The organism is Streptomyces sp. NPDC048650, from assembly GCF_043199095.1.
In the GTDB taxonomy this organism is placed as follows: Bacteria; Actinomycetota; Actinomycetes; order Streptomycetales; family Streptomycetaceae; genus Streptomyces.
Window position 1 is genome coordinate 1 of record NZ_JBICVM010000019.1, and the last position, 22,667, is coordinate 22,667.

The following is a 22,667-nucleotide window of genomic DNA, read 5'->3' on the forward strand; positions in this document are numbered from 1 at the left end:
AGGCTGTCGGCAACGGCAGCCCTAGATGGATGGCCGCCTCCCCTCGGCCCGCAAGGACCGGGGGAGACAGAACCCGGCGTACAGGCCGACTCGTCTCTCGCCCTCGCCCCCGTAAGGGGGCGAGGGGCCGTGCGCAGGGCCCCTGACCAGGGAGTTTTCTTGGTCAGGGGCCCTTTCGTATGTCTGGTCGGGGGACGCTCTACACCCCGGTACGCACCGGCTAAAACGGGTCCGTGTGGCTACGTACGTAGCCATGAAAGTAGCCACGAGGAGGCCATGGGCAGAGGGGCCGCTTCCGGCTGAACGTCACGGAGCGTCGGGGGCGGGGCGTGCCGTCAATGCGGCTGCCACAGCGCCGTGCGTTTCAGCGTGGTTCTTCAGCAGATGGCTGTAGGTGCGGCGGATCTCCTCGACGGAGTCTCCGACCCATGCCGCGACCGTGTGCTCAGGGATCCCGGCCTGCAGGCACATGGAAATGAAGGTGTGGCGGAGGTCGTGGAAGGTTGGGAGCTCACCCTTCTCGTCCTTGATGCCTACCTTGCGCAGCGTGGGCTTCCAGATGTCGTCATTGAAGTGGTTGCGATCGAGTAGGCCACCGCGTGGTGTCCAGAAGAGCGCGGAGGCTGTGCCGCGGCCAACGTCGGCGATCTTCCTCTTGTGTTCCCAGAGCACGGCCTCGACCTTGCGCGGAGGCACAAGCTCTTGGTGCTCGTCGATGGACTCCATGAGCCATGGCGGTATGGGGACGGTCTTCTCGTTCAGGCGGGGGCTGGTCTTGAGTCGCTCGACGAGAGTGGGCCGATAGCTCGTCTCTTTGGTCCTGAGCACCTGCCGGCGCACGGTGAGAAGGCCGCTTTCCCGGTCGATGACATCGTCGGCAACACCGAACGCCTCGGCCTGGCGCGTACCGCAGCCGAATCCAATCGCGGGGATGACGCGGTAGCGCTTGGGAAACTCGTCGTAGAACTCCCAGAACTCATCCGGGGTGAACACGTAGTGCGGAGACGCGCCGACGTACGGACCGTCCACATCGTATGTGGGGTTGGACGTGATCTTCCCGTTGAGGAGAGCGTCCTTAAGGATCATCTTGAAGACGGTCCAGTGCCCGTCCGCTGTCGAATTGGCTAGCTTCGGGTTGCCCTCCATCTCCTGTACCCAGGACTCGACTTCCGCTTTGCGTATGCGCTGAAGTCGATAGCTGCCCCATCGCGGGTTGAGGTGTACCCGTACGGCTATGTCGTACTGCTCGTACGTGCTGTCCTTTGCGCGGCGCCTTGTGAGCCATCCGGTGGCCCACTGGCGGAAGGTGATGCTCGTTTCGAGGGGTTCCGGGGCAGTTCCGGACTCCATCCCGTCCAGAATTGCCTGCCCCTGGGCCCGTGTGAGGCCAGCGGACTCAGGAAGGGATGCGCGGGTACGGCGCCCTTCCGTGTTGGTGTAGTTGTAAGACCAACTGTGGCTGCACCCAAGTTTCTTGGGCCTGTCCTGGTCGGGGCATTCGCAGCGCTTGTAGACGGTGGGCTTTCGGGCCACTGGACCTCTCGCGATCTAGATGTGTCTCACCGGCGAGGCCCCGGCCAAGAGGGTTGGAGTTCATGAGTGCGTGGCCGGCAGGTCAAGCCAGAGGGGATTGGGGGCGGTTCGGGAGCTGCCATCTCATGCACTGGGGCCCCTGCTGCGCGGACTACCTCACTTCGCGGGCGTCGAGCCACGTCTCGAAGTCACGTTCCCGCACGCGGAGAATGCGATCGCTGATGCGGATGATGGGCATGTCCCAGCTCTTGTAGTTGTCGAGCACGGTGCGCTTAGGGACTTCCAACCGCTCGGCAACCGTTTCGAAACTCAGCAATGTATTTGAACCACCGCGAGGCATGGTCGTCCTTGTTCGTTCGTAGGTGTCCCCCGGCGGACCGTTCCGGCCGGATGGAGCCGGTTGCGTTCAGTCCGGCACCGACAAGTACGTGGATCAGCGGAATCTGTTACACCCTGGGAAAGCCCAACGCGCCTGGCCGCGCCATGAAGCCGCTCTGGGGTGGCGGCGGATGCGTGTGACGGCGTCGGTCGGGCCGAGGGCGGAGACCTTGCGCGCTGTCAAGTTTGATGGCGCTCTTGGGCCAATACCTCAACCGGTGCGCACGGGTTGACCCCTACCTCTGCGACCCAATCGAACGACGGCTCGGGCGGCGGGGGTCAGGGTAGATGCGCATGACCTGCTGGGCTGCTCCCTTGCCGCGCGTGCACAGGACGCCACGACGTCGGCCCACCCGCACGAGACTGACGACGGCATCCTTGTCGACCTTGGCGCGCCGTGCGGCCGTGCTGACGGAGATCCACTCCTCGAACGGCAGGAGCATCAGCGTTCGGTCGGCGGCGTTCAGGTGCGGGGGCATGGTGGGGTCCTCTCGCTTCGGGTCCTTGACGCCGGGTTGCTCTCCCGACGCGTGTTCGCACCATATAGCACGTTGGGTGCCGCGAAGTATCGCTAGCCCGTTCGGCACATTCCGTAAATGACCGGTTATGCTGCCTCAGCGTCGCACCGGAACGTGATCATCCCTCTGTGGGGGAGTGGTGGAGATGAGCCCGAGCGCGGCGCTGTAGCGAATCAGCGCAGCACCGGCTCTTGGGGGACATCACGCCGTGACCGACACTCTCGAATACCTGGTCGCACGTGCGGCGGCAGGCGGGGAAGACGGAGCCGACGCCATCGCCGGGCTGTACGACGAGCTCCACGAAACGGTGTACCGCTGGGTGCGGTTCTACATCCGCGACGGACACATTGCCGAGGACCTGTGCCAGGAAGTCTGGCTAAAGGTCTCTCAGAACGTCAGCAAGTACAGGCCAGGCACGAACCTGATGGGCTGGCTGCGCACGATCACCAAGAACACCTCCCTCGACTACCTGCGCTCCGTGCAGCGACGTCCCTCGGAGGTCTTGTACGCCGATCACCTCGAACTCGACCGGCCGCGCGTCGGTGAGAGCCCGGAGGAGTACGCCGAGCGCCGCGAGCTGGCGCGGGCCGTCGAGGCGCACCTGCACAAGCTGCGGCCCGAACAGCAGCAAGTGCTGGTCCTGCGGTTTTTCAACGGGGTCAGCCCGGCGAATACCGCGCAGATTATGGGCAAGACGGACGGTGCCGTTCGAACATTGACGGTACGGTCATTGCGCAAGCTCGCTGAGGTCATGCCGGCTGGCGAGTCTTCCTCCCAACTCGTGGAGGAACTGCTGACCGCAGCGGTGAGCAGGGAGAGAATCGGTGCACGACGGGTTGAGACACGAGAGGCAAGGACGCATGTCGCGACGCGCTGACCAGAGCGAGCGTCTGGAGCGGGCTCTGGACGGCGGGCCCCTCCCTCACGACGAGGAGACCCGCCGCATGATCGCGGCCGCAGGCGCTCTGCGGCCAGGATTCCGGCGCAGCCCGGCACGGGTGCGTTCTACCCGTGAGGCGATGCTCCGTGAGTACGCCCGCGCACAGAACCCGCAGGCTGTCCGTGAGGACGCCGGGTCGGGTGATGGCCTGGATGAGCCGGAGATCCACCGCGAGGAGATCGAGCTGCCCGACGGCGGTCACCTCGTCCTTACCGACATCGAGGCGATCACGCCCGAGCGCGCCGAGAAGACGGCCGCCCACATCGCGCGCATCCTGCAGAGCAGCGAAGAAAGAGACCGGCAGAGTTGAGCAGTGCCATATCCGGCCGCCTGAGCTTGGTGGGGCGGCCGTGACTTCGTCCCCGCCGCCGATCCAGATTCACGTCCTCAGCCCGGACGAGCAGGACGACGAGGTTCCGCTCACGGATGTGGGCGTAGTCAACATCAACGGTGAGCGTCACCTGTTCCTGAGCCCGCAGTCCTTCTACTCGGCCGTCAGGCAGGTCAGTTCTGCCATGCCGGACCTGCCGATGGAGCAGGTCGAGCTCCTGGTGCGCGAGCACTGCGGGTTCAAGGACTTCGACGAGCTGTTGGGCCCGCCGGTCGACTCGGCACCGCCCGTCGACCTGCCTCCGCCCCCGCAGGAGCCGACCGCATCCGTGCGCCCGAGCGGCCGCAGGAAGAAGTGGGTCGTCGCCGCGGCGTTGCTGCCGGCATTCGCCGGGGCCTGGGCGCTGGGTCACTTCACGGGGGCCGACCCCGTCTCCAGCGCGGCGAGCGCTCCGGACGCGGGGCCGAACACTGCGTCCGACAAGACGACCAACGACAACCAGAACCTGGGACCGGCGCCGTTCACGGCCCAAGACTTCATGGACTTCTCCGACGCGGGGAAGATCGACTGCAGCCCCATCGACGACCTGGAAGCGGAGTGCACCGACTCCGACGGGATGGTGATGGCGACCAAGGCCGCGACGGGCCCGGACAGCACCATCTTCACGTTCTCGTACGGGTCGGAGCGCATTGGCCTGCGCATCTTCGGGACCGCCGAGTACGCGAAGACGTGGACGCAGCAGGATGGCTCGCGGGAGCTGTACCCGAACATGTCCCGCTCAGGCCGGTACGTGCTGTGGGGTACGGACAAAGCACGACTGAAGGAGTACAAGGAGCTGCTGGAGGCGGCGCCGAAGCCTGGGGCGGTCGCCCAGACCTTGGCCCACACGATGGGCAGCACGGAGCCGCTGCCGCCCCGACTGGCAGCGCCCACACTGGGCAGCACCGAGCCGCTGCCGCCTCGACTGGCAGCGCTCGCGCTGGGCACGCTCGGGCTGGACGAGCAGGATGTACGCACGATCCTGTTCACCCCACAGGACGCGCCGGTCGAGACGCCCGTGCTGATGGCAGCTCAGGCTGTGCTCGGCACGAGTGACACCGGGGCGTCGGCTGTGGAGCCGGGCGCGGCGGACATCGTGGCGCTGGCCGCCGGACTTGAACCACGGCCGGATGTGGCCGGGACGGAGCCCGACGCCCACAGCGGCGTCGCGGATGTCGTCGACCCGGCGCCGTCGTCGGGTGGCTCGTCCGGGGAGTCGACGGCTACCGCGGCCTCGGACCCCAGCCCGGCGCCGGACCCGAAGCCCATGGAGAGCGGGCAGACGCAGGAGTCCGTCGAGGAGAAGCCCAAGGAGCCCAAGGAGACGGAAAAGCCGACGGCTCCCGAGCCGACGCCGGATCCGACGCCCAAGCCCGAGGAGCCCGAACGGAAGCCGGAGCAGCCGACCGAGCCCGGGACGCCTCCGACGGCCCCCGCCGACCCGGCCCCGGTTGACCCGGACCCGCCGGTCGCTGAGACACCGACGCCGCAGGACCCAGGCACTGCGGGGAAGCAGTCGCCCGAAGACGACGGTGACGGCGCAGCGGAGGAGCTCCCCGCAACGGGCGGTCAGACCTCCTCGGATGGGCACGTCGTCCAAGCGGACGGCGACGCGGAGCTACTGGTGCTGCCGCAAGCCTGGATCGCCCCGGCCGCGTAGCAACACGCGCCGCACAGGAGACAACCTGCGCGGCGCGTTCTCCTTCCGGACGAGTCAGAAGGGCGGCTCAGTCGCCCACTGGTCGTCGGCCACCGGACGGCCGGCGGAGGCGGCGGCCGGGCGCTGAACGCCGGTCCTGGTGACCTTGGCGGTTGCGTTCTTCAGGCTTACGCCGACGTCTTCGACGTCGAGTTCGTACACGGTGCGCCTGACACCCTCGCGGTCCTCGTAGGAGCGCTGCTTGAGGCGGCCCTGCACGATGACGCGGGTACCGCGGGTCAGGGACTCGGCGACGTTCTCCGCAGCCTGCCGCCACACGGCGCAAGTCAGGAACAGGCTCTCGCCGTCCTTCCACTCGTTGGTCTGCCGGTCGAAGGTTCGGGGGGTCGAGGCGACACGGAACTTTGCGACTGCGGCCCCGGAAGGGGTGAAGCGGAGTTCAGAGTCATCGACCAGGTTGCCGATCAGTGTGATGACGGTTTCGCCTGCCACAGGAGCGGGCCTTTCGCGTGCAGGGTCGGCCCGCCGCGGGGCGGGCCGACCAGGGGCAGGTCAGGAGAACAGCAGGCGCCAGGTGAGCGGGCCGGGGACGCCATCAGGGATGCCGCGCAGTTCCTTGCGGGAGCGCTGGAAGTCGGCGACGTTCTGGCGGTCGGCGTCCGACCACTTTGCGCCCGGACCGCTCGTGTAGCGCCGGCCGAAGCCCTTCTTCACGAGCTGCTTGCCGAGCAACGTGATGTGGGAGTTGCTCTTGCCCGGCCCGAAGTATGAAGCGCCGGGGAACGGCGGCGTTGGCTTCGGCTTGCCTGCGGGCTTGTCCTCGTCCTTGGACGGGGCGGAACCGGTGGCCCATGACTTCATTGCGGCACGGCTGGCGAACGTCGCTACGTTCGTGTCGAGCGGCTTGTCGGTGTACTGGTGGATAAGCCACTTCGTCTTGATGCGGGGCTTGCCCGCGGAGACGTAGTCCGCGATCCACAGGCCGTCGCCCGCGTACGAGGTGACATCCCGGTTCAGCCAAAAATCCCGGTTCACGTACAAGATCACCTTGTGCTTGGGACGGAGCTTTTTCACCTCGCGAATGAACTGGTCCTTCTCTGCGCACGAGGCGCGGGTGCCGGAGCTGGTGTTCTCCCAGTCGACGGCGAGTACGTCACCCTCGCGGGACGCGCACTTCTCGACGAAGGAGTGGGCCTGCTCCTTAATGTTGCCCGGCCACAGGAAGTGGTAGAAGCCGACGACGCAACCGGCGGTGCGGGCGTGCGCGGCCTGGGCGGACTGGCGGGGGTTGATGTAGGTGCGGCCCTCGGTCGCCTTCACGAAGACGAAGTCGATGCCCTTGGTGCTGAACGTTGCGCTCTGGTATGCGCTGACGTCGACGCCCTTGACGGTCAAGGTGTTGCCTCCTCCGGTGCGAGTGGAGCGGCACCTTGACCGGTGCGGGGCGTTACTGTCGCGTGCTACCGCGCGGGCGTGCTCGGCCCATGGTTCGCCAGGGTGGACGCACTGCTCACCGAAGGCGGCGTCATCGGTGCCGAGGCTCAGCTCTCGACCACCTCGGCGTCCACCACGCTGCCGTCCTCCAGTTCTGGCGGGTCGGGGTACTGGACAGCGAACAGACTCTGGTTCAGCCGATCGGCGAGCGCGCTCAGGTCGACGCGCTCTTCCTGAGCCGGTTCGACGCTGCTGAGGCCGGTGATCTCGATGGCGAGGGCGGCATCCTTGCCGTAGTGGTTACGATGCTGCCGCTCCAGGTACCAGGCATCGGCACGCCAGTCCGGGGCCGTGCGGTCTTCGGTGACCTCCTCGACGATCTGGCCGGTCTCCGGGTCGCGGAACTTGCGGGTGGTGATCTTGGTGGTGATCCCGCCATCAGCGACCCGACGCACGTTGGCCATGGCGCGGGCAGCGGCCATCGCGCGGGCGGTGCGGACCCTCTCGAAGAGTGCGACGTATGGGTCCTCGTCGTGGTCCGGTTCCTGCCCGTCGTCGCGAAGGGCGACCTCGGCGCGGCCGCGGGCCATCCATCGGTGGTAGGTGGCACTTGAGATGCCGGCCGCCTCGGCGGCGAGTTCGACGGCGATGCCGGTGCGGGACGCGGCGAGGATGCGGGCCTCCACCTCTTCGGAGAGCAGAGTGGGGCGCCCAGCGCCGGATCGGCGGGACTTGCGGCGGTTGGCCATGGGTCGTCTCCTCAGCCTCCGGGCGTGAAGGCGTGTCCGCAGGCTGGGCAGTTGGCCAGGCGTGCGCGTCCCTCGTCGTCAGCGCTGAGACTGTCGCCGCCCAGTCCGTCACCGCGGTCTTCCGGGAGGTGCAGCGTGGGCGCCTGGTCCTCGTTGATGGCTCCGGGCAGCGTCTCGGGGTCGACCTGCCGCAGTAGCTTCTGCAGTTCCTCCTCGGGGATGGCGAGCGAGTCGTACAGCTCGGCGTCCGCGGTCACGATGTCTTCGAGGTACGCGGCGAGGGAGCGCGGTCGCCAACCGCCGTCGGCGCCGATCTTGTTGAGCTTGATGTTGAGGGTCTTGGCCTCGGCGTCGGAGCGGGAGGCCCAACCGCGCTGGACGGGTACGAGCCATCCGCCGTCGTTGTCCAGGAGGAGCCCTGCGGGGAGCCGTGCGCCGCGAGCCTGCATCTCGATCAGGGCCTCTCGGCGGCCGTGCCCGCCCAGGATGGTGCCGGTGCGGTCGTCCGCGATTGGTTGGTCGACGAAGCCGTGCGTGCTGATGCTCTCGATGATCCGCTCGACCTCGTGGCGCTTCGGGTTGCCAGGCGCAGGTGCTAGGTCGCAGAGCGGCACGTAAGTGGTGTAGCGGGGTGCGGGCACGGTCTCGGTCACGTCAGTCCTTCCGGCGGTTCGGGGTGCCGGCGGCAGGCGCGGTCTGCGAGCCCGCGGACTTCAACCGCGGCGCCCCGCCTCGCAAGCAGGGCATGCCGTCATGGCCGGGCGCGCCTGCCGCCGGGCCGGGACCGCCCTCGTTCCGGATGGAGTGGTCCCGGAGCCCGCCGCGCCCCGGCGACGTCACCGAGGGCGGACGAGCTGGGCGGAACGTAGGGGGTGCGGTGGGCTTGTGTCGCGCATTGCCGGACTCGCTGCGGGCGGCATCGGCGCCGCTCTCCCCACGGGGTGACGTGTGCTGTACTATTTGCTGTGGCTGGGAGAGCGACCCAGCCGCCTGGGCCTAGGTGTAACAGATCTCGCCGGTTGTCGTACTTGCTGGTGACGCCCGTTGCGCCCCGCCCAGGGAGACCCCAAAACCCTAGGCAGAGCCTTGGGTGAGAAAGGACCCACCATGTCGTACGACGACGCCGACCAGACGCCGGAACCTGTCTTGGCCCTGGGAGATGCCGCGTTGCTCTCGGTCTTTGCGAAGCTGTTCAAGGAGCACGTCATTCCCGCGATCGACGAGAAGATCGCCGCAGTCAAGAGCCCGCTGCTCACCGCGTACGACGGGCCCACCGGCCAGGGCCGCGTGGATGCCAAGGTCAACGGCATCACGGTCGCCACTCACACGGTGGCCATCTCCAAGGACAAGTACGTCATCGGTGACGAGGACGTGTTCAACGAGTTCGCTGAGGAGAAGGGCGAAGCTGAGGCCATCATCCAGGCTCGGCCCTCCTTCCGGGACGCGATGCTCAAGCGCGCCAAGTTCGACAAGGACACCGGCGTCATCGTTGACAAGCTCACCGGCGAAGTGATCCCCGGCATCACGCGCATCCCCGGCGGCAAGCCCACCGGCTCCGTGACCCTCTCCTGGAAGGAGGGCGGCCAGGATGCCGTGATGGAGGCGTACCAGAAGGGTCAACTCGACGGGCTACTGCACGGCGTTCCGATGCTCCCCGCCGCATCCGCCCGCGACGGCGAGAAGTAACCCGCGTACCGCCGTACCGGCCCGGCCGCCCCCCGGCGGCCGGGTCCCTCCCTGAAGGACAACGCCTTGTCCACCCGAACCGTTGACATCGCCCCGGCGCTTGCCGGTGGCACCTCCGACCGCGCGTTCCGCTTGTACTGCTACCTCGTGCTCTACAGCAGGGGCGGATGGGTAACCGTCCAAGACCTGTCCGACGCATGCAACTTGACCAACCACCAGGCCCGGGGGCCCCTCTCCGAGCTCCGTGCAGCGTGCATGGTCGAGTCCCAGCGCGTATACGAGATGGGCGCCCTCGGCCGCAAGACATGGCACACCCACTTCCGGCTGCCGCAGGAGACGACGAGCGAGGCAGCCGCGTGAGCGACCGCAGCGCGGTCCGCCGCAACCGACGCACCCACTTCGTCCAGGTCGAGTCCAAGACCGCCCGCGACACTCGCCTCAGCTTCCGCGCCCTCGGCGTGCTGACGTACTGCCTTGACCAGGCTGACAGTTGGAACGTCCGCTCCGAGCAGCTCGCCCGCGGCGAGGGGCGCGAAGGGCGTGACGCCGTCCGCAAGGCGCTCCACCAGTTGGCCGCGCACGGCTACTACCGCCTTGAGAAGCGTCGCTTCCTCGACGGCAAGACGGCCATGGGCGCAGCGATCAGCGAATACCCCGTCGAGCAGTGGGCCCAGGACTACGTCACCTTCGGCGGCAAGCTGGACATCCCCGTCGTTGAGCAGGAGGACGGATCGTTCTGCGTCCGCTACCCCGATGACACCCTCGGCCCGGATGGTTTCGTGTCCGACCCCGAGTCGGCCGCGCTGGTTGAGACGCCCGCCGAGACCGACCCGCAGCCCGAGCCGAAGGCGAAGAAGCGGCCGCGCACCACCCCGCCGGCCGCAGCGCGGAAGCGGGCCGGGCAGAGTGATGCTCCGAAGAAGGAGCGCAAAGGGAGTGCGGCGAAAGAGAATACGCCCGCTCAGGAAGTCGCCACCTGGTACTACGAGCACGCCACGCAGCACCTCGGACCGTATGCGGGCAAGCAGAAATCAGCTTGGTTCTTCGGGCTCGTCAAGCTCAGCACACAGGCTCTGGACGCCGAGTACACCCAGCGGCAGGTAGCCAAGGCGCTCCAGCGCACCGGCGTCCACTTTCCGACGGCGTACCAGTTCCAGCGAGCCTTGAGCGATGAGCGGAACAACAAACCGATGCCCACCCAGTACGGCGGCCGCCCCGCTGCCTACAGCGATGCCGCGACCTGGGGGACGGACGCCACGGGTGGGCCGCCCACTCCGATCACCACCGAAGACCACGATGCCGATGCCGAGTTCGGCATCGTCCCTGCCTAGCGAAAGGAGAACCAACAGTGAGCACCCTGGCAGCCGAGCGCGTCATCCCCGAGCGGGAGCCGAAGCGACTGTTCGAGATCACCGACCGCATGGTCGCAGCCCTGGAGCGGGGCGGGGCTGATCTCTCCAAGCTCGGCGTGCCTGCCGCACCCGAGGAAGACGACAACGAACTGTGGGAGGACGTTTCCGTACCGCAGGCTCGCGCCCGCGCCCTTGCCTGGACGAACAGCATGAAGGCGGCTGACCACGACGACTACCTGAAGTGGAGGTTCGGCGACTTGGACGACTACCAGCGGCCCCAGGCGCTGAACGGATGGCTCGAATCGCTGGTCGAGGCCAAGAGGAAGAAGGCGCGTCCCAGCGCCATGCACTTCATCGTCTCCGGCAACATCGGCTCGGGGAAGACAACTTCGGTCGCCGCGCTCGGCAACGAAGCCAGCGCCCGAGGACTGCTCGTGCGATTCGTGCAGCACTCCACGTACCTCACCTGGCGCCGCCCCGACGGCGGACCTGATGACATGAGCCGCTACCAGATCCGCAGGCGTCACGTCGAAGACCCTGACCTGCTGATCCTCGACGAGCTGTGCGGCGAGATGGACGGTGTGCAGACCGAGTTCGTCCGGCGCGAGACGACCGACCTGGTCGGCTCCCGCCTTGCGTCCGGCAGGCCAACGGTGTTCTCAACGAACCTCAAGCGCGATGGCATCAAGGCTGTCCTCGGGGAACGGCTGCTGTCGCGCATCGAGGACCGCGCGTACCTGGCAAAGGTCGTCGGCCCTGACCGGCGTACGCCCCGCAAGTCCCTGGACTGGTGAACTCCGGTCCGTCACTCCCGTAGTGACGGGCCGTGTGTGGACCAGGACCAGCGCGGCAGGCGAAGGACCCTATATCGTTTGGGCAACCCGAGGACCGACGAGCATAGGTCCCTCGGGAAGACCCGAACGAAAGGGACGTGTCTTGCCGAAGTTGCCTACCGTACGTGCCATTACCCAGGGTGAGCGAGAGCTCCGCGATTGGCACCGTAACCTCCGCATCGGAGCCGCCGCCGCGGGCTTCGGAATGATGCTGGCTTCTCTCTACCAACTTCACTGGGCCGGGACGCTCATTGGCTTTCCCACTCTCGCGGCCGCGGCCATGGCTGGTTCCCTGGAACTGCTCCTCGCCTTCAATGCCGGCGCGGTCACCTCTATACGGCGGCGCCGCGCCGACGGACGCGAAGGTGGCTACTACTGGTCGCTGTGGTGCATCTTCGCGTTCTTGCTGTGCATCTCGATCGCAGCGAACGTAGGCCACGCCATGGTCGCTCTGTCCGAGTGGTTCAGTGCCGGCAGTGCTCCGACCGTGATGGCGGAGAATCGCGTGTTCGTGTACGCGGTCGGCAGCGCCGTCGCGGCGATGGTGCCCCTCGGCGGCAGCTTCGGACTGCACATCTCCGGGTTCGTCCGCGCACGCGGAGCGGGCTCGGACTGGGTCGACGAGCATGGGACCGGCGCTCTCCTCGGCAGCGCAACCCCGGCACCCGCTCCCGCACGGAAGACATCAGCTGCGCCTCGACCAGTGGAGAAGATCCCTGCCCAGCACCCCAATGACCCTGTGCCCGAGCGGAAGCAGGCCGAGGAGCCCCTGCCGGTCCCGCAGGGCGAGGCGCCGGAGCCTTCTACCGACGAGCCGGATGACGCCCCGGAGATCGAGCCGGTGAAGGTGGTCTCCGAGGAGGAGCTGTACGCCATTTACAAGGGTGCCAGGGACGCCGACGAGCAGCACCGGTTCGGCGTCCGAGGGGACCTGAACCCCACGCAGCTCGGGCGCCGTCTGGGGCAGAGCCCGCAGAACGGCCGGAAGAACGTCGGCCCCCGCTTCGACTCCCGGTACCAGGCGGAAGAGTTGGCGGAGCGCGGCGGCGGCGTGAAAATAGACGGCCTTGCGGCCAGTAGCGAATCAGCTCAGGCATCCTGACCTTCGCACCTGTACGACCGCGCGGCGGGCGCACCCGATCCGGGGCGCCCGCCGCTGGCACGATCGGACCTTCATGAACTCGGAGAGCCTTGCCCACGTCGCGTCCGCCCGCGCACACCGTGACCTGTCCGACCTCGCCCGGCAGGGCGTAGGCGGCATTAGCTCCGGTGCAAGCACGCGCGAGCGGATTGAGGAGGCGAGGCGGCTGAGGGTTCTGGCCAACGAACTCGTCGATTTGGTCGTACTCGGCGAGGTCCTGTGCGGGGCGTCGTGGGAGGAGATCACGCAGGCTCTGCACCGCAGGGATGCCGGAACCGTGCAGGCCGAGTACGAAGACGCAGTGCGCGAGTGGGAGGCCACGCCGGCGGAAGCGTTCGACGGGCTTGACGGGGACGCGCGAGACCTGGATGCCTGGTACCGGCAGCACCGAGAGGACACCGATCCGCCCGCGGAAGATCCGGTCTTTGACCTGCTGTAGCGGGATTGATTCTCCGCCCAGACGCGCTAAAATATTACAGCGCACGTCAGGGCGAGAAGTTAAGGCCCTGCGCGGCGCAGCATCCGGGAGAGCAACCCGGAAGACCCGAAGCGAAAGGCCCGTTCCGTGGCTGGAATCACCGCGCCCCAGCGCACCCGCAAGAGCCGGAAGCCCACCGGCAAGCCGAACCCGCCGATCATCCTGCTCACCGGCCCCGAGAAGACCGGCAAGAGCTACGAGGCCGCGCGCGGCTCCGGATCCGATCTGATCGGCACGACGTACTGGATTGAGATCGGCGGCACCGAGGGGACCGCCGACTACTACGGCCGCGTGCCCGGCGCCGACTACGAGATCGTCCCGCACGACGGCTCCTACCAGGACATCCTTGACGCCATCCGCTGGGCGAACGCTCAGCCCCGCATCGACGGCAAGCCCAACATGCTGGTCATCGACTCGATGACCTCGCTGTGGGACATGCTCAGCGACGAGATCGCCATGTACGCGCGCAACCGAGCCATCCGCAAGGCGCAGCGCAACCGCTCCCGCGTCCCGACCCTCGACGACCCGGTCGTCATCGACTCCGACCTGTGGAACCGGGCCAAGGACCGCTGGGGCGAGGTCCTGTGGCTCCTGCGCCGCCACTCCGGCCCCTGCCTGCTGCTCGCCCGGACAGAGGTCGTGACGGCCTTCGAGAACGATAAGCCGACCCGGACCACCACCCGGAAGGTGAAGGCGGAGAAGAACCTCTCCGCGGCCGTCGACGCGATCGTGGACCTCCACGCCATTGGCGAAGCCTGGCTCACGGGCGTGCGCACCCTGCACATGCCGATCCAGCCGGGCGAGACCCAGCGATTCGCGGACTTCACCGTGGACGCGCTGCTGCGCCGCCTCGGCTTGCAGGACGCGGCCGAGTCCCGTTCCGCGTCCGAACTGCGCCCCGACGCTGATTTGCAGGAGCACGGCCAGCAGCCCCAACAGCCCCAGCAGTCCACCCCTCGCTCCGCCTCTCCCCGGCAGGCCCCGAACCTGACCAGCGAGCAGGCCGCCGGTCTGATCCGCGACGCCCTGATGCACGAGACAGCCCCGGAAGATGCCCTGCGTGAGGTGCGCGAGGAGCACGGCCGCCGCACGCTCAAGGCCGTGAAGACGGAGACCGCATGGGGCGTAATGAGCGCCGACGACCTGATCACCAGGTCGCTCGACCACCTCAAGGCGAAGGCCGAGCAGGCACAGGCGGGTGAGAGCGACGAGCAGCAGGACTCGACCACCGACCACGAGCAAGCGGGCGAGAGTCGTGAGCCCGACCCGGTTGACGAGGGGACGCCGCCACCCCCGGACCCGGCTGAGGAGCCGCCCGTGAACGACCGGCCCGAAGAGGTCAGCGAAGCCGAGGAACCGCAGGACCTTCCCCGAGCCCGGCCCGCCCGCGTGAACAAGGTCAACAAGGTGATGGCCGTGTTGCTCACCGAGGCGGAGATCCAGGCCCGCATCCTGGGCATGGAGATGCAGGAGCACCTGGCCCCGATCGCCGGGCCGGACGAGGGGACGCCGCCGCCGATGACGAAGCTGCGCACCTATGTCATCGAGAACCGCCCCATAGTGATCGGGCTCCTGGAAGAGCGCGGCGAGCGGGACATCGCCAACGCCTACCGGCTCGCGGGCAAGCCGGAGCTGAAGATCGCCGCGATGTTCGGGACGCTCTACAGCGACCTTGCCACCGTCGGGTGAGGTGACGTGAGGTGACGCGTACCCGGAGCGCCTGATCGCTCCGAGCGGGGCACGGAGCGCGCCTCGACGTCACGTCACCTCACGTGGCGAAGGCGCGCCCGCGCAACTCCAGCCACCGCGCGGGCGCGCCTTCGCCGTGCCCCGGGCGCCCGGCCGCGCGCCCTTGGCGCAACGAAGCCGCGCTCAGCTGACCGACGGGGGCGCGCCATGCCGCCATCGTCGTGGAGCGCGCCCCGGCCGCGCGCCTCCCAGGAAGCGCCTGTCCCGCCTGGCGCGCCACGGGCGGGGCGCGCCGGCAGTGCCGCGGCGCGCCACCGCATCGACGCGTCACGGAGGGAGGCGCGCGCGTCCCGGGTGGCGCGCCACCGCCTGACCTGCGTATTCATCAGGCGCGCCTGCGTTGGCGCGCCTGGTCTTCCAATCGACGGGCTCAGTGGCGTGGGCGCGGCCCAGCCGGAGAGTGGCGCGCCCACAGGTTCGGGCGCGCGTCACTTTGGCGCGCGGCGCGCTCGGGCATGAAGAAGGGCGCGCCCGGATCGGGCGCGCCCAGAGTGCTGGTTGCGTCGTCAGTTCGCCGGGCGCGCCTGTGCGCGGCGCTCGAACCGCCGCTGCTGACGCACCTCATCGCGCGCCTTCGACGAGTCGGCGCGCACCGCGCTGAGCAACCCGGAGAACTCCTCCGGGTACTTCGCCACGAGCAGCCGCATCGCCTGCAAGCGATAGTTTGGCGCGGTCGGCATCCGCCCCCATCGCGCCACCTGGAAGTTCAGGGTGTACTGCAGGAACCGCAGCTCGGCCTCCAGCCGCGAGCGGAGTTGCGTGATGCGCGCCGAGTACGCCTTACGCGACTCGCCCTCCTCGGCGGGTACGAACTGCTCGGGGGTGCGCATCATCCGTACCGCCAGTGCCTGGGTGCGCGGGGCGACCTCCGGTGACCGAAAGGCGAGGCCCTGGACGTAGTCGCGCCCGGACCGCGCGGCGCCGGCAGCCTGCTGGACGAACGCCGACCATTCTGTGGCGAACGTATCGTCGTCGAGCTGCGCCAGGTACTCGGCCTCATCCGCGGCAAGATCTTCTACCGAGTCCACGATGGGCTGCCGGGCGGCCTGTAGCTGCTGACGGAAGGCGTTGACACGGGCCTGGTACTCGCGCTTCGACTCTCCGTCGCCGCGTAGGACCACGGTCTTGAATTCGCGGGAGGCGCGGTCGGCTGCGACGAGCGTGCGGCTGGCCAGATCCGGCGAGCGGAACGCGGCCGCCTGCACTTCTCGCGTGGCTCGCCGGTCGGTGCCGCCCAGTACGTACGTGGTCCATGCCTCGTAGAACGCCTGGTGCGACATCCCCGTCAGGCGCTTGACCTCTGCCGTGACCTTCTCGGCAGGTGGCTGCGCGTCGGCCATTCCCGCGGTTCCTCCTGGTCGTAGCGGCTCGCTGCCTCAAGCCATGGTGTGCCGCACGTCGCGGCCGGTGCGTAGTAGCCGATGGCCGCCTCGCAACCGAACCCACCCCGTGTGCCGGGTCATCGCAGGAGCAACCACTCTCCGGCCCTGGGCGCTCTACACGCGCGCAGTGGTCTCGGGCTGTGTGTCTGCTGGCCAGACCCAGGAGGAAAGGGAAGACCCAAACTCCGAGGAACCAGCAGCAACCCTCAACGCAGTGAGTTCGGCGGCGAAGCGGCCACCTTCGTGCGGATGATACCCGCCGGCATCCCGGTGGGTGGCCGCCCGCGGTTCTACGCGGCCTGTTCCGAGCCCTTCGGGCTGGTAGCCGACTCGATCGCAGGGGCGACCTTGCTCGGCTTCCAAATGAGGTCATACGTCGCCTGCGACGAGGCGAGAACGGCAGCGAGCGTGGCGAAGGTGAGCGTTCCGTGCTGGAACTGCTCCCACCCGCCGGACGCTGCGACGGTGACGATGCCCGCGACCAGCGCGAGGACGACGGCCACGACCTTTTTCACCTCCGCCGACCAGGCCGGGCGCTGAACGATCGCGGTGAGCAGCGGGAGCAGGGCACCGACCTGGGCGCCCGTGGTGATCGAGTCGAGAGTCGACATAGAGACTCCGTCCTTCCAGTGAGTGACGTGGAGGGCAGAGCGTGCGGGGGCCGGCGGTCTTGTGTCGCGTGCTGGGCTATGTGGTGTTGCGCTGCTCGATGTCTGCGGCGATCTCGTCGGGCGGACCGGGGACCGGACGGTGCAGCGCTCCGTCGACCAGGTCGCGTAGGTCGTGGATGTACTCGATGGCGGCGGCCTTCCAGCGGCGCCACTGCCGCTGCTCCTCCTGCAGGTGCTCGACGCGGCGCTCAAGGTCGCTGTACTTCGCTTCGAGCGACGCCATCCGCTCCAGGGTCTGGGTCGCGGCCGCGCGCTGCTGCTCCAGGAGGCTGGTGAACCCGTCGGTGACGGTCTTGACCGCCGACACCTGGGCGTCGCTGTCGTTCTTGCGCCTGTTCTGCCGGTACACCAGCCATGCTCCGCCCAATACGCCGACCATCCCGAAGAGGGGAGCGAGCACGGGCGCCAGCGAGACGAGCCCATCCACTGGCACTCCCTTGGTCGGTTGGTCATGGGCGCGCGGGAGCCGGGGCCGGTGAAAGCCCATGGCTCCCCGCGTGCCAAACAGTGCAGCGCCGCGTGCTTTGTGTCCTGTGCTCAAGTGTTGGGGTTCAGCAGGCCGGGGGTGACGCCCGACGTGATGTTCCACGCGTCCTTGACCGCAGTAAGGAGCTGGTCATCGGAGATCGCCTCGCACAGTGCTGCGGGTTCCTGGCTGGTCGCCGTGGCAGCCGCGGCGAGGACTGTCTCGCATGTGGCGATGACCGGGGTCAGCCCGGCACTGGTGGCTGCGCTTAGGTCAGCCGGGTTGAGGACTGACCGGGCCAGGCTGACGCGCAGGGGGTTGCCGGGAGTCTCGGGGGTCTCGTCAAGGACCTGCCGAGCGACGTACGTCCATGCCATGCGCACGCGCGCGGCGAACGGCCCATACAGGGCGAGGGCGTGCATAGCGGAGAGGGGGATGGCAGGCACAGCAGAGTCCTTCCGGGGCTACTTGGTGTAGGTGACGCGGAGTTTCGGGGGGTTGGTCTGGCCGACGCCCCGGGCGATTCCGTAGTACGTCGACGACGTCGAGTTGGGGTCCAGGGCGATGCCCCGCCACGACGTGCTGTCGAAGATCGATGTGACGTCGACCCATTTGCCCTCATTCCGCTTCCATGAGATCGCCTTGGATTCGGAGTCGGCGGAGAAGCTGGAAGGGCGGGACGTGAATTTGTGGGCCTTGATCACGGCCTTGCCGCCTGCGTTCGAGTACCAGTGCTCGAAGTAGAGGTAGACCTCAGCCTTGATGATCTTGGCGCCGGACAGGTCCGTGCCGAGCACGGATGGGAAGCCGATCAGCGCGGCCTGTGTGCCGTTCGTCGAGCTGTAGTAGCCCTGGATGCACTTGTTGCCGTAGTACGAGTTGTACGAGCCGCGGTTGGCGTACGAGCCGGACCAGGACGCCGAGTAGGTCTTGGTGTACTTCTGCTCCGGGGGCGTGGTCGTGCCGCCGCCGGTGTTGTAACCGCCGGTCTCCGGAATCCGTGGGCCGATGTCCTCGACGTAGAACTTGCCAAGGCTCGTCGTGGTGCCGGAGAGCGTGACCGTTTGGCCTGACGGCTGGTAGGCGTTGACAAACGTGATCAGTGTGCGGTGCAGGCCTGAACCGAGGTCGGAGCCGGGCGCGATGTGCTCAAGCCGGGCCGTGAAGGAGTTGCCGAGCGCCATGTGGTCGACGTTCAGATGGAGCTGCTTGCTGGTGATGGTCGGTGATGCTGTGCCACCGTCGCGGAGCCGGAGCTGCAGTTCACCGCCCGCGACCGACGGGTTCGCGCGTGCCTCGAACACGAACCGGTACATGCGGGTGTCTTCCACTTCGAAGTCCAGCTCGACGAACCCCATCTCGCTGCCGGAGCAAGTGACGGTGCTGGCCTGGTAGTCGATGGCGAGGATGCCGCGCGGGAGCTGGTTAAGGTACTCGACCCAGTCGGTGCCGCCGACGGTGAAGGTGTCGGCGACCGCCAGGCCCTGGAATCCCGCGTTGCCGTCCTGGTCGATGGTCGCGACAGGAGTGCCGGCCGTGGCCAAGGTCAGGTAGTTCGGGCGGCCGGTCACCAGAGCCACAGCTTCCTGTCCGGTGTCGTCGTACAAAAGCAAGCCCTGCGGCGACAACTCGGCGCGGGCTCCGGCGAATCCGGAGGCCAGCACTACGCGGCACATCGCGTTGTCGAACGTGACCGAGCCCGCGGTGGACTCGTTGGTCGAGACGGTGAGGCGCGCGGTCACTGTGCCCGCGGGGGCGGCCTCGTCGGGCACGCCTTGGAGGCGCTGCCACCCTCCGGTGATCACGGCACCTTCGCCGGTCGTCACGGTGCTGTAGCCGAGGAGTCCCCCGGTCGCGTCCTCCCAGCGGGCGTAGATGCTGATCCGGCGGCCCGCCCAGTCGGGGGAGGCGAAGTAGTCCACGCCCAGGAACATCTTCTGCCCTGGCACGGCGGGGGCCAGGGCGAGGACGAGTGTGCGGGTGATCGCCGCCGTGGCGGTTGCGTCGACGCGGACGGCACGCGGGGTGTTGTTGCCCGGAGTGACGACGCTCCAGTAGGGCGATCCGGCCACTCGTGTGTTGGTGACGGCGTTCTCGAAGGACGGGTCGGCGATGAGGTTGCCATCGGTGCCGAGCGCGAGCCGGTCAGCGGTGAGGCTGCCTGCCTTGATGTGGGTGGCGTCGATGCTGCCAGCGAGGATCTTGGTGGCGGTCACCGCGTTCGCGGCCAGCTTGTCGGCAGTCACGGACAAAGCGGCCAACTTGTCCGCCGTGATAGCCAAGGCCGCGATCTTCTCCGCGGTGATGCCGAGCGCGACGATCTTCTCCGCCGTGACGGAGTTGACGGCGAGCTGATCCTTTCCGATCGCCCCCAGTTTCACCTTGGCCTGGGACACGGCCTGTTCGGCGATCTTGGTCTCGTCGATGATCCCGTCGATCAGGTCTTTCGGGACGGCCTGTCGGGGGATGCCCTGGACGGCGGCTGACGGCGGGCTGGTGATGGAGGCGGTGTTCTGGGCGACGAGGCGCACCCACACCGGTTCGTAGCCCTCGACGGCCACGGTGGCGGTGCCGCCGAGCACCGCGGTGATCGTGCCGGTAAGCGTGGTTACGTCGGGCGGGAAGTCCTCGGCAGTCCCGACGTGGACCTGCATGAGGGAGAAGTCGGTGGGCGTTGTGTATGAGTCGTCCCAGGTGCCATCCCAGCCGATCACGAGTCCTGCCAGCTTCGGCTCGACGGACGGCGGCATAGGGGTCGGCGGGGGTGCCGTGCCGACCGGGACGAGCGCGACGCCGCCGTCGGGTTGCACGCCGACGCTGCCCTTGAGGTTTCCGTCGGCGTCGTAAATGTCCATGGCGCCGCCCTCGATGGAGGTATGGGCGGCCTGAGTGGACCGTTCGAGGGCCTTGAGGCGGCGGTCGTACTCGTCCAGGAGGGCAGCGAAGCGCCGGGCGTCCGCTTGGGTGTCCAGGAAGTTGACCACGGCGCGGGATGCTGCGGCCCCTCGGCGCTTTGTGTCGCGCGCTACTCCCGACGCTCAGTAATGGAAGGAGTCGGATCGCTTCAGGGTGAGGACCACGGTGCCGTCCGCGCTGATCTCGTCGGAGACAATGCGGTGCCACACGTCGACGTCGCCCACCCACGGGACGTGCACTTGGACGCGGATGTCATCGCCGAGCTGCCAGTCGCCCAGCCGGGCATTGGGGTGGTCGATGACCTGGATGGCGGGGATCTGGAGGGCCTGCGTGCGGCCGGCAAGCTCTTGTTGCCCGCGGGTGCTCAGGGCCTTGGCCGAGGAGAGTGTCTTGTCTGTGACGGTCGCGACGCGGCGCAGACGGCCGTCGTAGCGGTGGACTTGGGAGCGCGCCATCTTGCGGCCTTCACCCTTACCGAGGATGACGACTTCGTTTGCGTAGTCGTCGCCCATACCCTCGGGCTTGGCGATGGCAATCAGGTTCTCCCCGTCGGCGAACCGCAGGTCCGACCTCTTTCTTCCGAGCCGCGGGGTGCCGAGCCGGAGGCGGTGCTCGATGGTGTTGCCGGACCCGGACCAGGCATGCGTCTCGATCCAGTCGAACGGGGTGGTGTTCGTCAGGGTGTCGAGGGTCTGCCCACAGTCAGGGTTGTCCCACCAGGCAAGTTCCCAGGGGTCCTTGCCGTCGCTGGTGCCGAGGAGTTCGCCGAGCTTGTGGGTGTCGATCTTCAGGCCGATGTTGCCGTACGGCTTCCCCTGGACATGGCCCCAGATCTTGCGGAACGCGTCGTAGACGTCGATCCTCGTGCCGCCGTAGGGCTTCGGCGGGTCCGGGACGCGCTGCTTGCCCTTCTTGCCGTCGACCCAGCCGTCATGATTCTTGTCCTTGCCGGCGTACGGGTCTTTCGGAGTGATGAGGGCGCCGGACACCATGTAGTCCTCGAAGGGAATGCCCTGGGGATAGCACGAGAGGCCCTCGCACTGGACGCTCGCCTGCGGCCCGTTGTACGCCGTCTTCGTGACGACGCCACCCCACCGGATCACCCCGTCGATCTCCAGGTAGAGCTTGGTGTCCCACTCCTGAAGGATCGGCTTCTTGTCCGGGCCGAGCATCCGCGCGTACTCGGGCTCGATCGTGCCGGCCATAGCGCCAGGGCCGGAGAGGTCGCGCTTGGGGTTGCTGTTGAGCGCGAACGGGACATCCCAGTCCAAGATCTCCTCGTGTAGCGCGCGTTGGGCGATGAACCGCCAACCCGACGGCATCAGATCTCTTCCTCGTCCGGGGCCTCCACGAACTCCAGGTCGGCGACGATCGAGGTGGAGCCGTCCACCGAGAGATCACCGGTCTCGATCTTGCTCATGTACGTCTGGAGGTAGAGGCGCTGGGTGGTGCCGCGCAGCGCGCTGGAGATATTCATGTTGTCGGCGATGACCACTGTTTGTCGCCGGGTTGGCGTGCCGGTGTTGTCATCGATCACCGTGTTCTGACCCTGGATCGTCCCGAAGACGTTCTGCATCGAGGCGTAGACGTCTGACTTCGTCATCCGAAGGCCCGCGATGGTCGTCACGATCTTCAGACGAGTCGCCCATTCGGGAACGGTGATGTCCCACTTGGCAGGTTCGCCAGGCCAGTTGTGCCACTTGTTGTCGGAGTACGTCAGCGTCGACAGGGTGCCCGGGAAAGCGGTGTAGAGCCTGCGGTCCCGGCGAGGCGCGACCATCGTGCGCAAGTCCTTGATCATGGCCTGCGTGACACTGGTGGTGTTCGCAGGGATGTCAATGCGGGCGAGCGCGATGGCGGAGTCCGAGCTGCGCACCTGCCGCACGCTCGTCGTCGTCTTCGGGACGCCGCTGATCACACGGGTGTAGACGTACGGGCCCACCTTCGGATCGGACGGGTTGGGCCACGTCTCGCCATACGAGTAGGGGTTCTCGATGCGCGCGACGATCAGGTCCGAGCGGGCGGAGACCCCGGTCGCGGCGATCGGCACCTGGTCGGCGACGGGCAGCCGGGCGGCGTACGCCTGGTAGGCGCCGCCCTGGGCCCGGTTGATGATGGCGCAGGCGCCGGTGCGGATCTGGACGGCAGCCGCAGGGGTGCCGAGAGCTCTCACCTGGAGGTCTGCGGACCCCACCACGCCCTCGGCTCCGCCGAATGCGGCGTACGCCAGCAAGCGAGCCACCTCGGAGCTGTGCTCGGCCCCGCCCTCGGTGAACCAGGGCACGCTGTCCCACGGCATCTCGTCTACCTCCGCTGCTCGTTGATCTGGCAGCGGACTGTCGCTCTGGGCGGGGCCTTACGTCGCGCCCTAGACCAAGATCGGATGTTGACAATTGGCAACACCCCCGCGG

At 67.8% G+C, this 22,667-nt stretch carries 23 protein-coding genes and 2 pseudogenes; 10 read left to right on the forward strand and 15 right to left on the reverse strand.

The window, feature by feature from the left end; genetic code table 11:
* Positions 1-306 precede the first annotated feature (306 nt).
* From ACGFML_RS34080 to ACGFML_RS34090, 3 genes are all read right to left on the reverse strand, one after another.
* Complete coding sequence (locus ACGFML_RS34080; RefSeq protein WP_393549529.1) at positions 307-1,350, reverse strand: tyrosine-type recombinase/integrase; 1,044 nt, start codon at positions 1,348-1,350, stop codon at positions 307-309.
* 334 nt (positions 1,351-1,684) lie between these two features.
* The gene (locus ACGFML_RS34085; protein WP_393549530.1) at positions 1,685-1,873 is read right to left on the reverse strand and encodes a DNA-binding protein; all 189 of its coding nucleotides are present in this window, start codon (positions 1,871-1,873) and stop codon (positions 1,685-1,687) included.
* A gap of 274 nt (positions 1,874-2,147) precedes the next feature.
* The gene (locus ACGFML_RS34090; RefSeq protein WP_393549531.1) at positions 2,148-2,390 is read right to left on the reverse strand and encodes a hypothetical protein; all 243 of its coding nucleotides are present in this window, start codon (positions 2,388-2,390) and stop codon (positions 2,148-2,150) included.
* A gap of 247 nt (positions 2,391-2,637) precedes the next feature.
* Between ACGFML_RS34090 and ACGFML_RS34095 the strand changes: the two genes are divergently transcribed.
* The 3 genes from ACGFML_RS34095 (at position 2,638) to ACGFML_RS34105 (ending at position 5,399) form a co-directional block, all read left to right on the forward strand.
* Entirely contained in the window at positions 2,638-3,306 is a 669-nt protein-coding gene (locus ACGFML_RS34095; RefSeq protein ID WP_393549532.1) for an RNA polymerase sigma factor, read from the forward strand.
* Between the two features lie 67 nt (positions 3,307-3,373).
* Positions 3,374-3,679: a hypothetical protein gene (locus ACGFML_RS34100; RefSeq protein ID WP_393549533.1), complete on the forward strand. Its 306-nt coding sequence runs from the start codon at positions 3,374-3,376 to the stop codon at positions 3,677-3,679.
* Positions 3,680-3,719: 40 nt separating this feature from the next.
* Positions 3,720-5,399, forward strand: a complete 1,680-nt coding sequence (locus ACGFML_RS34105) for a hypothetical protein (protein ID WP_393549534.1) — start codon at positions 3,720-3,722, stop codon at positions 5,397-5,399.
* Positions 5,400-5,531: 132 nt separating this feature from the next.
* Here ACGFML_RS34105 and ACGFML_RS34110 read toward each other — a convergent pair.
* From ACGFML_RS34110 to ACGFML_RS34130, 5 genes and pseudogenes are all read right to left on the reverse strand, one after another.
* Positions 5,532-5,891: pseudogene (locus ACGFML_RS34110) on the reverse strand (single-stranded DNA-binding protein); the annotation flags it as partial.
* A gap of 60 nt (positions 5,892-5,951) precedes the next feature.
* On the reverse strand, positions 5,952-6,260 hold the full coding sequence (locus tag ACGFML_RS34115) for a peptidoglycan-binding protein (RefSeq protein ID WP_393549654.1): 309 nt from the start codon (positions 6,258-6,260) through the stop codon (positions 5,952-5,954).
* A pseudogene (locus tag ACGFML_RS34120) lies at positions 6,246-6,794 on the reverse strand (GH25 family lysozyme); the annotation flags it as partial. The gene ACGFML_RS34115 and the pseudogene ACGFML_RS34120, both read right to left, overlap by 15 nt.
* Positions 6,795-6,940: 146 nt before the next feature.
* Positions 6,941-7,582 carry a hypothetical protein gene (locus ACGFML_RS34125; protein ID WP_393549535.1) on the reverse strand — a complete coding sequence of 214 codons (642 nt, stop codon included), beginning with the start codon at positions 7,580-7,582 and terminating at the stop codon, positions 6,941-6,943.
* 11 nt (positions 7,583-7,593) lie between these two features.
* Entirely contained in the window at positions 7,594-8,235 is a 642-nt protein-coding gene (locus ACGFML_RS34130) for a ParB N-terminal domain-containing protein (RefSeq protein ID WP_393549536.1), read from the reverse strand.
* A gap of 454 nt (positions 8,236-8,689) precedes the next feature.
* On the opposite strand from ACGFML_RS34130, the gene ACGFML_RS34135 reads away from it, so the two are divergent.
* The 7 genes from ACGFML_RS34135 (at position 8,690) to ACGFML_RS34165 (ending at position 14,761) form a co-directional block, all read left to right on the forward strand.
* A complete protein-coding gene (locus tag ACGFML_RS34135; RefSeq protein ID WP_393549537.1) occupies positions 8,690-9,268 on the forward strand; it encodes a hypothetical protein in 579 nt (192 codons plus the stop codon).
* A gap of 66 nt (positions 9,269-9,334) precedes the next feature.
* Positions 9,335-9,628 carry a hypothetical protein gene (locus tag ACGFML_RS34140; RefSeq protein ID WP_393549538.1) on the forward strand — a complete coding sequence of 98 codons (294 nt, stop codon included), beginning with the start codon at positions 9,335-9,337 and terminating at the stop codon, positions 9,626-9,628.
* Positions 9,625-10,599, forward strand: a complete 975-nt coding sequence (locus ACGFML_RS34145; RefSeq protein ID WP_393549539.1) for a hypothetical protein — start codon at positions 9,625-9,627, stop codon at positions 10,597-10,599. Before ACGFML_RS34140 ends, ACGFML_RS34145 begins: the two co-directional genes overlap by 4 nt.
* A 17-nt stretch (positions 10,600-10,616) precedes the next feature.
* Positions 10,617-11,414, forward strand: a complete 798-nt coding sequence (locus ACGFML_RS34150) for a hypothetical protein (protein WP_393549540.1) — start codon at positions 10,617-10,619, stop codon at positions 11,412-11,414.
* Between the two features lie 142 nt (positions 11,415-11,556).
* Positions 11,557-12,555: a hypothetical protein gene (locus ACGFML_RS34155; protein ID WP_393549541.1), complete on the forward strand. Its 999-nt coding sequence runs from the start codon at positions 11,557-11,559 to the stop codon at positions 12,553-12,555.
* 73 nt (positions 12,556-12,628) lie between these two features.
* The gene (locus ACGFML_RS34160) at positions 12,629-13,033 is read left to right on the forward strand and encodes a hypothetical protein (RefSeq protein ID WP_393549542.1); all 405 of its coding nucleotides are present in this window, start codon (positions 12,629-12,631) and stop codon (positions 13,031-13,033) included.
* Positions 13,034-13,159: 126 nt separating this feature from the next.
* A complete protein-coding gene (locus ACGFML_RS34165) occupies positions 13,160-14,761 on the forward strand; it encodes a hypothetical protein (protein WP_393549543.1) in 1,602 nt (533 codons plus the stop codon).
* 566 nt (positions 14,762-15,327) lie between these two features.
* Here the strand turns inward: ACGFML_RS34165 and ACGFML_RS34170 are convergent.
* From ACGFML_RS34170 to ACGFML_RS34200, 7 genes are all read right to left on the reverse strand, one after another.
* Positions 15,328-16,161: a hypothetical protein gene (locus ACGFML_RS34170; protein WP_393549544.1), complete on the reverse strand. Its 834-nt coding sequence runs from the start codon at positions 16,159-16,161 to the stop codon at positions 15,328-15,330.
* Positions 16,162-16,493: 332 nt separating this feature from the next.
* Positions 16,494-16,814, reverse strand: a complete 321-nt coding sequence (locus tag ACGFML_RS34175) for a hypothetical protein (RefSeq protein WP_393549545.1) — start codon at positions 16,812-16,814, stop codon at positions 16,494-16,496.
* Between the two features lie 76 nt (positions 16,815-16,890).
* Positions 16,891-17,301, reverse strand: a complete 411-nt coding sequence (locus ACGFML_RS34180; RefSeq protein WP_393549546.1) for a hypothetical protein — start codon at positions 17,299-17,301, stop codon at positions 16,891-16,893.
* A gap of 110 nt (positions 17,302-17,411) precedes the next feature.
* Positions 17,412-17,762 carry a hypothetical protein gene (locus ACGFML_RS34185; protein WP_393549547.1) on the reverse strand — a complete coding sequence of 117 codons (351 nt, stop codon included), beginning with the start codon at positions 17,760-17,762 and terminating at the stop codon, positions 17,412-17,414.
* Between the two features lie 42 nt (positions 17,763-17,804).
* On the reverse strand, positions 17,805-20,324 hold the full coding sequence (locus ACGFML_RS34190; RefSeq protein WP_393549548.1) for a hypothetical protein: 2,520 nt from the start codon (positions 20,322-20,324) through the stop codon (positions 17,805-17,807).
* A 54-nt stretch (positions 20,325-20,378) separates the two neighbouring features.
* Positions 20,379-21,578, reverse strand: a complete 1,200-nt coding sequence (locus ACGFML_RS34195; RefSeq protein WP_393549549.1) for a hypothetical protein — start codon at positions 21,576-21,578, stop codon at positions 20,379-20,381.
* On the reverse strand, positions 21,578-22,555 hold the full coding sequence (locus tag ACGFML_RS34200; RefSeq protein ID WP_393549550.1) for a hypothetical protein: 978 nt from the start codon (positions 22,553-22,555) through the stop codon (positions 21,578-21,580). The genes ACGFML_RS34195 and ACGFML_RS34200 overlap by 1 nt, the downstream gene beginning before the upstream one ends.
* Positions 22,556-22,667 lie beyond the last annotated feature (112 nt).